Genomic DNA, 12,305 nt, shown 5'->3' with positions numbered 1-12,305 from the left:
CCTGGCGTCGGGCGTCTGGAGGTCCCTACGCTCGCGGCATGGCACATCGGATCGAGCCCGCGGACCACCTCGGCACGTCGACCGCACCCGGCAGCTGGCCCGTGCACCGCAGTGCGGAGCGTCCGTGGCGCAGTTCCCGTCGGGGCTCCCGCGAGGACCGCATGACGACGTCCGTGCGGGTGTCGCTGCCGCCGCGGATCGCCCGGGTCCGGTGGGTGCCCGGCGATGCCACCGTGGCGCTCCTCGACCGCGCCGCGGCCGCGCTCCGCGCACTCGACGTCCACCACGGTTCCCGACTCGCGCCGCTCGGCTCGGTGATCGGCCGGACCGAGGCGGCGGCGTCCTCACGGATCGAGGACGAGTCCGCGTCGCTCGACGACTGCGCCCGAGCACTCGTGGGCATCCGCGCGAACCCGACTGCGACCGTCGTCGTCCGCGCCGCCGGTGCGATCGAGGGGTTGGTCGCAGCAGCGGACACGGGCGTGATCACCGAGGCCGCGCTGCTCGAGGCGCACCGGCTGCTCATGCGGGACGACCCGGTCGACGGGCGGTACGCCGGGCGGTACCGCAGCGTCCAGAACTGGATCGGTGGCGGTGACACCCCGCGGCTGGCGACGTACGTCCCGCCTCCGCCGGAGCTCGTCGCGCCGCTCATGACCGACCTCTTCGCGTTCCTGCACCGGACGGACCTGCACCCGATCGCCCAGGCTGCGATCGGGCACGCCCAGTTCGAGTCGATCCACCCGTTCACCGACGGCAACGGCCGGGTCGGACGTGCGTTGATCAGCGCCGTGCTGCGACGCCGGGGCGTCACGACGACGGTGACCGCACCGATCGCCACGGCGCTCGCAGCGGATCGGGGCCGGTACTTCCGGCACCTCGAGCGGTACCGCGACGGGGTCGTGGACGCCCTCGTGGCAGACGTCGCGATCGCCATCGGCACCGTGTGCGACGAGGCGACCGTGACCGCCCTGCTCCTCGACGAACACGCGGCCGACCGGGCTGCAGGGCCGTGCGCCGACGGGCTGCACGCGGTCGTCGGCCGGGCGCTCTCCGACGATCCGGTCCTGACGGAGGCCCGGCTGCAGGAGCTCGTCCCGGCCGGGGCCGCTGATGCCGTCGCAGCGGACCTCGTGCGGACCGGGGTGCTGCGTCCGGTCACCGAGCGGCGGCGCGACCGGGCCTGGGTGGCGCCGGCGGTGGTCGACGAGCTCGAGGCCTTCGAGCAGCGCGTGCAGGCTGCGGTCGCCGGGCGATCGAACCCGGTCCGTGCGGTGGCATGACGCCCGGCTCGCCGCGGGGCGGTGCGAATAGGGTGGGACGGTGAGCACCGAGCACTCCCAGGCCACCCCTCCCACCGCCGCCAAGCGGCCCGTGACGCGGACCCACCACGGCATCGACTTCGTCGACGACTACGAGTGGCTGCGCGACAAGGAGTCGCCGGACACCCTGGCCTACCTCGAGGCCGAGAACGCGTACACCGACGCTGCGACCGAGCACCTCGCGCCGCTGCGCGACCGCGTCTTCGCCGAGGTCAAGAGCCGCGTCCAGGAGACCGACCTCTCGGTGCCGGTGCGCATGGGCGACTGGTGGTACTTCACCCGCACGGCCGAGGGCAGCCAGTACGGCGTGCACTGCCGCGCGCCGATTGCCGGTCCGGACGACTGGACCCCGCCGGCCGTCGTCGAGGGTGAGTCCACCCTGCCCGGCGAGCAGGTCGTGCTCGACGGCAACGCCCTGGCCGACGGCCACGAGTTCTTCTCGCTCGGCACCTACGACATCAGCGACGACGGCACCCGCCTGGTGTACGGCATCGACGTCGAGGGCGACGAGCGGTACACCCTGCACGTCCGCGACCTGACGACCGGCGCCGACCTCGGCGACGCCATCCCGAACACCGGGGCCGGCGCCACCTTCGACCCCGCCGGCCGGTACGTCTTCTACCCGACGGTGGACGAGTCGTGGCGCCCGGACAAGATCTGGCGGCACGCGGTCGGCGCGGCTGCGTCCGACGACGTCCTGGTGTTCGAGGAACCGGACGACCGCTACTGGGTCGGCGTCGGCGTGACCCGATCGTCGCAGTACATCGTCATCGAGCTCGGGTCGAAGATCACCTCGGAGGCCCTGGTGCTCGACGCAGCCGACCCCACCGGCGAGTTCCAGGTCGTCTGGCCGCGGCGCGACGGTGTCGAGTACGAGATCGAGCACGCCATCGTCGGCGGCAGCGACCGGTTCCTCGTGCTGCACAACGACGGCGCCGAGAACTTCGAGCTCGTCGACGTCCCCGCCGACGACCCGACGTCCGAACGTGACCGCCGCGTGGTCGTGGCGCACGACAGCGAGCGCCGCATCGAGTCCGTCGACGCCTTCGCCGGGCACCTCGCGCTCGAGTACCGTTCCGAGGCGCTCCCCCGCATCGCGATCATCCCCATCGAGGGCGACGGGTACGGCGACGCGCACGAGGTCCCGTTCGACGAAGCACTGTTCTCGGCCGGGCTCGGCGGCAACCCCGAGTGGGACCAGCCGACGCTCCGCATCGGGTTCACGTCCTTCGTCACCCCGTCCGAGGTCAGCGACCTCGACCTGGCGACCGGCCAGGTGACGGTCCTCAAGCGCCAGCCGGTGCTCGGCGGCTACGACCCGGCCGACTACGCGCAGGAGCGCGACTGGGCCACCACCTCGGACGGCACCCGCGTGCCGATCTCGCTCGTGTGGCGCCGCGACGCCGTCGACGCGGACACCCCCTCGCCGCTCCACCTGTACGGCTACGGCTCGTACGAGCACTCGATCGACCCGGGCTTCAGCGTCATGCGCCTGTCGATGCTCGACCGCGGTGTCGTCTTCGCGGTCGCCCACGTGCGCGGTGGGGGTGAGATGGGTCGGCACTGGTACGAGAACGGCAAGACCCTGACGAAGAAGAACACCTTCACCGACTTCGTCGCGGTCGCCGACCACCTGATCGCGTCCGGTCGCACCACCGCAGACCGGCTCGTGGCCGAGGGCGGCAGCGCCGGCGGGCTGCTGATGGGTGCCGTGGCGAACATCGCGCCGGACCGGTTCGCCGGGATCGTCGCCGCGGTGCCGTTCGTCGACGCGCTCACGAGCATCCTCGACCCCGACCTGCCGCTGACCGTCATCGAGTGGGACGAGTGGGGCGACCCGCTGCACGACGCGGAGGTCTACCGCTACATGAGCGAGTACACCCCGTACGAGAACGTCCGCGACGATGTGCAGTACCCCCGCATCCTCGCCGTGACGTCACTCAACGACACCCGTGTGCTGTACGTCGAGCCGGCGAAGTGGGCCGCGAAGCTGCGCGAGGTCGGGGCGCCGGTGCTGCTGAAGACCGAGATGTCCGCGGGCCACGGTGGCGTGAGTGGTCGGTACGCCTCGTGGAAGGAGCGGGCGTTCGAGCTGGCCTGGCTGCTGGACGTGCTGGGTCTGGCGGACGAGGCACCTGCCGCCGCGAGCGCCGCGCCCATCGCCGCCGGATGAGCACCGCCCTCCTGGTGATCGACGTCCAGGCCGGGGTGGTCCGCCCCTGCCTGGACGCCGACGCCGTGATCGCGCGCATCCATGCCCTCGTGGCGCGGGCTCGGTCCAAAGGGGTCCCCGTCGTCTGGGTGCAGGACGAGCAGGACTTCCCGTTCGGCACCGACGACTGGCGGCTCGCGGCCCCGCTCGTACGCGACGCCACCGAACCGCTCGTGCGCAAGACCTACCGGGACTCGTTCGTCGACACCGACCTGCGAGCGGTGCTCGACGGGCTCGACGTCACGCACCTCGTCGTCACAGGGGCACAGACCGACTACTGCGTCCGGACCACCGCGGGGCGAGCGGCGACCGAGGGGTACGACGTCTCACTCGTCGCCGACGCCCACACGACGACCGATGCCGAACACGACGGCGTCACGGTGCCGGCGGCGCACGTCATCGCCCACACCAACATGTACTGGTCCGGGCTGCGCTACCCGGGTCGGCGGTTCCGGGTGCCGGAGTCGGCGGCGGTCGACTTCAGCGACTGAGCGGCTCACACGCGGTTGAGCGCGTGCACCGCCTCGTCGTAGGACTCCTCGGCCAGCCGCACCCGGTCCCCCGCGAGCACGCCGTACCCGAACGTCCCCTCGCCACCGCGCTCGGCGATCGCCGCGTTGGTCCGCAGTGCGTCGAGGGCGTGCAGCGACCGGACCCGCTCGGTCAGGACGTCGGCCGCGCTGCCGATCCGCTTCCAGAGGGCGTGCGGGAACGCGTCGTCGCCGAGGACGTCCATCGCCATCCGCGCCCGCATCGTGGCCTGCCACGCGGCTTCGGTGGTCGCGCGGTCGGCGGCCTCGCGCTCGGCGGCGGTGTCTGAGGTGTCGTCGGCGACCGCGGCCCGGACGAGCTCCCGGATGTGCGGCTTCACGACCGCCCCGACGTCCTGTGCGACCTTCTTCGGTGAACGGAGCGACCACTCGGTCGGGGCCGGCCGCTCGACCGCGTCGTCGAGGGCGTCGAGCAGCTCGAGGAACGGCTCGCCGTGCACGAACGCGACGACGTCCCGCACCGACTGGTCGCGACGCTCACGGGTCGAGGCCAGGATGCGTTCGCGGGTCATCGAGTCGACCAGGTCGTCCTGCGCCGGGGTTGACGCGCGCGGCAGCCGGTCGATCAGGTACTCGTTCAGGGCGGCGCGCGCCGTGACGGCGGCCAGCCCGTCCGCTGCCTCGGCGGCGCGGTCGACGGCGTCGCCGGTGGGGAACGCCGGCCGGTAGGCGCTCAGGATCGCAGCGACCTCGAGGGCGGTCTCGGCCGTCTGACGCAGGTCGGCCGCATCGCCGGAGCGGAGGCGCGATTCCTGGCCGAGCAGCGCAGCGCGCAGCTTCCGCAGCCGCTTCGCCAGGACGCGGGCGGTCGTGCCCTTGTCCGGCTTCTCCTCGGTCTGGAGGCGCGGTGCCGGTGCTCCTGCCAGCCCGCGTGCCAGCTTGGACGCGACGGCGGCGGGGCCGGCGCCGACGGCCGCGAAGCGCCCTTCGAGGGCGGTGAAGAGTTCGTGTGCGACCTGCGGGTCGACACCCGCGACGGCCTCGACCTCGACCTCGCGCCAGGTGCGTGGTGTCTCCGGTGCGTCGTCGTCGAGGCGCTGGGCGGTGACCTGGTCGTCGGCGAGCTCGGCGACCTGGTCGCCGTCCTCGTCGAGCAGGAGTGTGACGGTACGGGTGGTGGTGATGCGGACCACGGGTCGCAGGCCGCGGCCGCGGCGCTCGGTGAAGAGCGCGGCGAGGACCTCGGTCGGCACCGCGTCGGCGTCGTCGGTCAGCGGGAAGTGCTGCTCGTGGCGGACGGTGTCCGACTCGGAGCGCTTGATGTGCCACCCGGCGTCGGGGCCACCGGTGCGGCGGCGGACCGTGACCCGCGCCGCCACCAGGTCGTACCGTTCGGTGTCCCAGTACGTCGCATCGAGCTCGAACGGCTCCTGGTGCTCGGTGCGGAGGATGCCACCGGCGCCGACGAGGTCGGGCAGGGCACCGCCCTCTGGCAGGTCGTAGGTGCGCTCGATCTCGAGGTGGGTGTCGCTCACGGGGTCTTGTCTACCAGGGCTTCGCCGTGCGCCTCGACCATCGCGGGCGCATCCGTGGAGAACCGTGACGCCACCATGGCTCCGACGACGGCGACCAGGAACGGGACGAGCTGCCCGGCCCACGACACCAGCGTCATGACGGAGTACGGGATGGCCGTGCCGTTCGCTGCTTCCGCGAGCGGGGACACCAGCACGGCAGCGACGACGGGCAGGACGAGGAGCGAGTACGTCCATCCCGGTCGGTGGAGCACCACGAGCCAGACCGCGAGCAGCCCAGCCGCGATGACGCCGACCTGGACCGGGGCGTACGCGGGGACGTTGAGCGAACCGTTCGTGATCGCCCACCACACGGCGGCGACGGCGACCACGGCGACAGCGCCGAGGACCCGACGGCGGCGCGCGACCTCCGACACCAGCAGGACGCTCGTCGCGACAGCGACGCCCGGCACCACCGCGAGCCCGATCCCCACCAGGTCGAAGACGGGACGCGCCTCCGGCAGGCCGTTGTACCGCTGCAGGAGCGCGAGGACGCCCACCGAGACGACGAAGGACAGCACTGCGAACGCGACGAGCACCGGGATCGTGCGGATGGTGTGCGGTGCAGAACGGACGGGCGTCGGCAGTGCGGTCATGGTGTCCCCCCAGGTGGAACGGTGGCCGGCGCGTCGGTGGAACAGCGCCGTGGTGAACGCGCCGAACGCGAGTGCGGTCGGCGAGAGGTCGAGTTCGTGGGCATCGCGGACGTCGGCGAGCCACTGCTCGCGGCGGGCGGCGCGGTGTGCCGCGGGTGAGACCGCGACGGCGACCCCCACGAGCACCCGGTCGAGCGCGCTCACGAGGTCACCGGCCGGGCCGAGCGAGCCGGACGCGCGGGCGTCGCAGCGGACGGACGGGCGGCGACGAGGTCGCGTGCGGCCTCGACCCCGTCGGACGTGAACTCGTAGAGCCGACGACGCGGTCCCGGTCGGTCGGTCTCGTCGTCCCACGACGACGTGATCCACCCCTGCCGCTCGAGTCGTTCGAGGATCGGGTAGACGGTACCGGCCTGGCGCCCGGTGGCCTTGATGACGAGCAGCCCCCATGCCGGGCCGTCGACGGTCAGCAGTGCGTCGAGCACGTCGAGCGTCGGGACGGTGATGCGTTGGATCGGATCCATGCGGCTTAACCTAGCTATATCGGATAAGCGCGTCAAGGGCGTCCAGAAAGCGGGGTTAGCCTGGCGCCATGAGCGACACGATCACGCGCGAGCAGTTCACTCCCGGAGCCGGCGGCGTCACGATGTTCACGACCACGTGGTGCGGCTACTGCGCCCGCCTGAAGAACCAGATGACGAAGGCCGGTGTGCCGTTCACGGAGGTCGACATCGAGCAGACCCCGGGTACGGCGGAACTCGTCGCCGAGGTCAACGGCGGCAACCAGACCGTGCCGACGCTGGTGTTCCCCGACGGCAGCACGGCGACGAACCCGTCCCTGGCCGAGGTGCAGTCCCGCATCTGAGCAGCGGCACCCCGGCGCCCCCGGCGCGAAGCCCCGCACAACCAAAGTCCGTCCGAACCGCGTGATCGCGTGGTTCGGACGGACTTCGGTCGTGCGAGACGAACTCGCGCCGCGACTCGCGCCGCCGGACTCGGTCGCTAGCCGCCGAGCGCCTCGGTCAGCAGCGCGGCCATGGCGTCGAGCTGGATGTCGCCGGAGTCGACGAGCTCCTCGTCCGACCCGTCGAGTGCGCGGGCGGCCAGGGACGCCTTCGAGTCGATGAGCTCGGCGATCTTCGTGTCGATCGTCTGCGCGGCGATGATGCGCCACGCGGTGACGGGCTCCTCCTGCCCGATGCGGTGCACACGGTCGATCGCCTGGGTCTGCTCGGCGCTCGTCCACGACAGCTCGGCGAGCACGACGTTGGACGCCACCTGCAGGTTCAGGCCCACGCCGGCCGCGGTGAGCGAGCAGACGATCACGGCGACGTCGGGGTCGTTCACGAACGAGTCGATCTGCGCCGTGCGCTGCGTGGCCGTCTGGTCGCCACGGATCGTGGCGGTGCGCAGGCCCCGACGCGCGAAGACCTCTTCCGCCTGGTCCATGACGTCGAGGTGCTTGGCGAAGAACACGACCTTGCCGACGTTCGACGCGAGCTGCGCCGCGTAGTCCGCGGCGAGCTGGGCCTTCGCACGACCGATGCGGCGGACCATCGAGAACACGTTCTCACCGGTCGACGAGGCGTCCTGGTCCTCGAGCTCCCAGCGGGCGACCTGCCGCACGAGCTTGTGGTCGATGCCGACGACCGGGTCCTGCCCGGTGCGGGCGTCGAGCGCCTGGTGGTAGCGGCGTACCAGCTTCGCGGTGAGCTCGCGCTCGGCGTCGCGGATGGAGCGGCCCTCGTCGCCGTCGAGCTCGACGGGGATGTCGGCGATCCGACGGGCCGGGATGTCCGCGGCGACGTCGACCTTGCGGCGTCGGACGATGCCCTGGTCGATGACGGCACGGCGGGCCTCGACGAAGAAGCCCTGGTCGGCCGGGGTCAGCCCGATCTCCTCGAGCTCGTTCATGAGCTTCGCGCGGGGCTTCTTGTCGTCGATCCAGCCGAGGTACTCCCAGATGGTGCGGAAGTCCTCGACCGAGTTGATCAGCGGGGTACCCGTCAGCGCCATGAGCAGCGGCGCTGCGGTGCGCTGCCGGATGCGGTCGGCGATCTGCAGCACGAACCGGGCGCGCTGCGAGTCCTTGTTCTTGATGAAGTGCGCCTCGTCGACGACCATGCCCTTGAAGCCGAAGCCGCCGAGCCAGCCGGCGTGCCGGTCGAGGATCTCGTAGTTCACGATGACGATGTCGGCGAACCCGTCGAGGTCGTTGCCGTCGCCGTGGATCACGGTGGCGCGGTGGTTCGGCACCCAGCGCTCGGCTTCGCGTGCCCAGTTCGTCTTGACGACGTTCGGCACGACCACGAGCAGCGGGAACGCGTTCGCGGCGTCGGCTGCGAGGAGCGACTGCGCCGTCTTGCCCAGACCCGGCTCGTCGGCGAGCAGGAACGTGCGGTGCCCCTGCGACGCGGCGGCGACCAGTTCGGCCTGGTGCTTCATCAGGGTGGTGCCCGAGCGCGAGTGCAGCGACGTGGGCTCGGGCAACGGCATCGTCGCCGCTCCCCCGCCTGCGCCGTACTCGAACGACTTGAACAGCGGGCCGAAGAGCTCCCAGTTCGCCAGGCGGCGCGGATGCGCGACGGGCTGGTCGGCGAGCGCGAAGTCCGGCGGCAGGAACGGATTCGCGAGCTGGCGCTGCACGACCGCCTGCGGGGTGACCGCGCGCACCGGGGTCTCGGCGACCGGGGCGGGTTCCGTCGCGATGACGAGGTCCTCCGGCTGCAGCTCCATGCCACCGGCGATCATCATGTCGCGCTTGACGGCTCGGGTCGCCTCGGAGACCTGGACCTCTTCGGCGAGCAGCTGGATCACGCTGGTGTCGCGCGCCGCCGTCTTCGCCAGGATCGTCGCGACGCCGTCGAGCCGCTTGAGCTGCTCGGCGCGCTGCGAGTCGGTGAGGTCGGTATCGCCCTTCACCCGTGCACGCTCCTCGCGCATGAGCAGTGCCACGGCCTGGAACTTCGTCCGGTTCGGCGCCTTGAGCGGTCCACGCTGCGCCGCCGCCTCGACCTCGCGCACTGCGCGGGCGAGGACGGGGATCACGCCGTCGTTGTCCAGCGGCCTCGTCCGACGTGACGCGGTCCGCGTCCCGCCGGCAGCTCGCCGGGTGCCTGATCGAGCCAACGCTCCTCCTGTTCCGCCCACACATCGGGGCGAGCCGCCCGTGGGGCGGAAGTCCTGCACCGGGTCCTGACACGGCTCCGGTTCGGCTGCGGGCCACCGTGGCCCACCGCATCGCCGGTCCCCGCTTCGGGACGTCCGGTGGAGTCCCGCGGTCCGTTCCACCACGAGCGCCTGCTCGGCGCCGGGTGCGACGGTCCGCGCCGGGATCCGGCGTCGTCACACGCACGTGACGCCCCCGCGGGGCGGTCACGGCCCGGTTCCCGCGTCGATCAAGTGATCGACGGCTGCGTCCGGAATCGACGCGGCACGCGGGAACGCGGTGCGTGCGGGGTCAGTTTACTCCCCGACCCCCGACAGCGACGACTCCGCGTCGCCCGCGCGCGTCGCGTGCCCTGGATCCTGCTGCAGGACGGCCGGGAGGCACGGTGCAGGCCCGCCACGCGCCTCCCGTCCGACGCCGGGCGCGTCCACCCCGCGAAAGCGACAGATCCCGGATCCCCACGTCGACCACCCCGCGAAAGCGACAGATCCACGCCGACCTTCCGCGCGGATCTGTCGCTTTCGCGGCCGGGGACGCGAGCCCTCAGACGCGGGGTGCGGACCGCGGGCGGACCAGGCCTGCCACCGGCGGGACCGGTGCGGCGTCCGCCAGCGCGGCCCGCGTCGCCGCGAGGAGCTGCTCGGCGGTCTGGATCCCGTTCGCGGAGCCGGTGGTCGCCTGGCCACCGGCGTGCGCCAGCAGCTGGGCGCCGATGGCGGGTCCGATGCGGTCGGCCTCGCCGGGGTTGCGGGCGACCCAGTCGCGGGCGATCCCGTCGGCGAGGCGCTCGGCCGCCGCACCGCGCTCGGCGTCGCCGCGCGATCGGTGCCAGAGACCGGTCACGACCAGGTGCGCGACGACCGCGCCGATGTCGCGGACCGGGAAGCCCCAGCCGGCGGTGTCGATGTCCAGGAGCCCGGAGATCCGCCACGGCTCGTCCTCCTCGACGAAGACCTGCTCGAGGTGCAGGTCGCCGTGCACGACCTGCTTCGTCGCGCTCGTCCACCCGATCGACCGGCGGCCGATGGCGTCGTACAGGCGGTCGATCTCCTCGGCGTCCTGGGGCAGTGCGGCGACGAGCGTGCGCCGGTGCCAGTCGGCGTGGTCCATCGCGTCGGCACGGGCCTGCTGGGTCATCGGCACGGTGGCGACCCGACCGCTCAGGGCGGCCAGCGACGCGACGAACCGAGGGTCGTCGGCGATGTCGAGGATGCGGCTGCCGGCCGGCACCCCGCGGATCCGCTCGAGCACGAGGAGTCCGTCGCCGCGGCTGGACAGTACGCGGGGCACGGGGAGGCCGGCCGCCACGAACTGCTCGTGGGACTGCACGATCGGCGCGACCCGGTGCGGGCGGACGATCTTCAGGAACAGGGTGCGCTCGGGGGCGTCCACACGCACGACCGCACGCTTGCCCGGTCGGTAGGCGGCGACCGTCAGCACCGGGTCGGTGACGGGCATGCCGAGCGTCGTCAGGAGCTCGGCGACCGCATCGCGGTAGGTCACCTGCGGCAGCACCGGCAGGCCGGGGTCGTTCGGGTACGCCCACACCGAGACCGGCTCGCCGGTCGCGGGATCGGTGACGATCGCACTGTTCTGGTCGTGCGTGCCGCCGGTGTCGACGTAGGTCAGGACGGTGGCGCGCTGGCCGTTCCGGTCGACCGTGTCGACCTCGTAGCCGTACAGGTAGCCGTTGCCCGAGGGCTCGACGGAGTGCGCCCGTGCGGCCACGACGGAGGTCCCGGAGCCGGCGAAGGCCTGCGGGATGACGCGCTCATGGTTGGGCCACACGACATCAGTCAACCGTGTCCGGGCGTTTTCGTCGCGTTCGTGCACGGCTCGGCGTGCGGGCGATGGCTAGCGTGGTCCGGGTGAACCCGGTCGCGCGTCTCCGCAGCTCGAGTCGCACGCCGTTCCTGCAGGTCGTCAAGACCGCGGTCGCGGTCGTGGCGGCGGTGCTGCTGTGCCGGCTGCTGATCCAGGGGCCGTTCCCGACCTTCGCCGCGATCGCCGCGCTGCTCGTCGTGCAGCCGAGCATCAACCAGTCGTTCGTGAAGGGCCTCGAACGGAGCGCCGGCGTCGTGCTCGGGGTGCTGCTGGCCACCGGGTTCCACCTGCTGCTCGGCGACTCGGTGTGGGTCGTGCTGCTCGTGGTCGTGCTCGCGATCCTGATCGCCTGGGCGCTCCGGCTGACCCCGACCTCGGCCACCCAGGTCAGCATCAGCGGGATGCTCGTGCTCACCGCCGGGGTCGTCACGCCGAACTACTCGGCCGACCGGATCCTCGAGACGGTGATCGGAGCGGTCGTCGCCCTCGTCGTGAACGCGCTGATCATCCCGCCGGTGCTGCTCGAGCCGGCGCACCTGGCCGTCGCGCGACTCGCCCGCGACACCGCCGTGGCGTTCGAACGGGTCGCGATCGGCCTGACCGAGGGCTGGGACCGCGACCGCTGGCAGGACGCCCTGGTCCGCGCCCGCGCACTCCGGGCGCAGCACGCGAAGACCGAGGCGTCCCTCAACGCGGCCCGCGAGTCGCTGACGATGAACCCGCGCGGCGGACGGCACCGTACGATCCTCGACCGTGACGACGCCATCACCGAGCACCTGCGCGTCCTGGTCACGCGCGTGACCGGCATGACCCGGGCGATCCGCGACAACACCGCGCCCGACCTGCGCGCCGACCCCGTGGTCGGCGGCATCGCGACGGAGGTGGCCCGGATCGGCGCGGACGTCCGTGCGCTGAGCGCCCGGGTCGAGTCGACGCGGCTGGACCCGTCGTCCACCGCAGGCGCCGGCGGCGACGATGCCGAGGTGTCGACCGCCGAACCCGCACTGACCGCGCCGATGGAGATCGTCCGACCGAACTCACGCCACTGGGTGCTCATCGGCGCCCTGCTCGAGGACGTCCGGCGTGTGCGCGAGGAGCTGCTCGGCGAGGACGACTGACG

The 12,305-nt window shown here is 72.4% G+C and carries 10 protein-coding genes; 5 read left to right on the top strand and 5 right to left on the bottom strand.

The window, feature by feature from the left end:
• Positions 1-38: 38 nt before the first annotated feature.
• From ACXKZB_RS06770 to ACXKZB_RS06760, 3 genes are read left to right on the top strand one after another with little or no spacing between them, the layout of a single operon-like run.
• Positions 39-1,283 (top strand): Fic family protein, encoded by a 1,245-nt coding sequence (locus ACXKZB_RS06770; protein WP_488825305.1) that lies wholly within the window; start codon positions 39-41, stop codon positions 1,281-1,283.
• 40 nt (positions 1,284-1,323) lie between these two features.
• Positions 1,324-3,495: a S9 family peptidase gene (locus ACXKZB_RS06765; protein ID WP_488825303.1), complete on the top strand. Its 2,172-nt coding sequence runs from the start codon at positions 1,324-1,326 to the stop codon at positions 3,493-3,495.
• Entirely contained in the window at positions 3,492-4,025 is a 534-nt protein-coding gene (locus tag ACXKZB_RS06760; protein WP_488825302.1) for a cysteine hydrolase family protein, read from the top strand. The genes ACXKZB_RS06765 and ACXKZB_RS06760 overlap by 4 nt, the downstream gene beginning before the upstream one ends.
• 5 nt (positions 4,026-4,030) lie before the next feature.
• Here the strand turns inward: ACXKZB_RS06760 and ACXKZB_RS06755 are convergent, their stop codons facing one another.
• Genes ACXKZB_RS06755 through ACXKZB_RS06745 form a run of 3 tightly spaced genes read right to left on the bottom strand, consistent with a single transcriptional unit; the run spans position 4,031 to position 6,716 of the window.
• Positions 4,031-5,560: a CYTH domain-containing protein gene (locus ACXKZB_RS06755; RefSeq protein ID WP_488825301.1), complete on the bottom strand. Its 1,530-nt coding sequence runs from the start codon at positions 5,558-5,560 to the stop codon at positions 4,031-4,033.
• Positions 5,557-6,396, bottom strand: a complete 840-nt coding sequence (locus ACXKZB_RS06750; RefSeq protein ID WP_488825300.1) for a hypothetical protein — start codon at positions 6,394-6,396, stop codon at positions 5,557-5,559. Before ACXKZB_RS06750 ends, ACXKZB_RS06755 begins: the two co-directional genes overlap by 4 nt.
• Entirely contained in the window at positions 6,393-6,716 is a 324-nt protein-coding gene (locus ACXKZB_RS06745) for a PadR family transcriptional regulator (protein WP_488825299.1), read from the bottom strand. The genes ACXKZB_RS06750 and ACXKZB_RS06745 overlap by 4 nt, the downstream gene beginning before the upstream one ends.
• Positions 6,717-6,784: 68 nt before the next feature.
• Between ACXKZB_RS06745 and ACXKZB_RS06740 the strand changes: the two genes are divergently transcribed.
• Positions 6,785-7,057, top strand: coding sequence for a mycoredoxin (locus ACXKZB_RS06740; protein WP_123313492.1), 273 nt, complete (start codon positions 6,785-6,787; stop codon positions 7,055-7,057).
• A gap of 137 nt (positions 7,058-7,194) precedes the next feature.
• Here ACXKZB_RS06740 and ACXKZB_RS06735 read toward each other — a convergent pair whose 3' ends face one another.
• Entirely contained in the window at positions 7,195-9,321 is a 2,127-nt protein-coding gene (locus tag ACXKZB_RS06735) for a DEAD/DEAH box helicase (protein WP_488825298.1), read from the bottom strand.
• A gap of 583 nt (positions 9,322-9,904) precedes the next feature.
• Positions 9,905-11,149, bottom strand: a complete 1,245-nt coding sequence (locus tag ACXKZB_RS06730; RefSeq protein ID WP_488825297.1) for a phosphotransferase — start codon at positions 11,147-11,149, stop codon at positions 9,905-9,907.
• Between the two features lie 80 nt (positions 11,150-11,229).
• Here ACXKZB_RS06730 and ACXKZB_RS06725 point away from each other — a divergent pair, with 80 nt between their 5' ends.
• Positions 11,230-12,303, top strand: a complete 1,074-nt coding sequence (locus tag ACXKZB_RS06725) for an FUSC family protein (RefSeq protein WP_488825295.1) — start codon at positions 11,230-11,232, stop codon at positions 12,301-12,303.
• The last annotated feature ends 2 nt before the right edge of the window (positions 12,304-12,305 follow it).

Source organism: Curtobacterium sp. ABR8, assembly GCF_057812125.1.
Note: the sequence above shows the minus strand (reverse complement) of the source record. Positions and strands in the feature narration are given on the sequence as shown.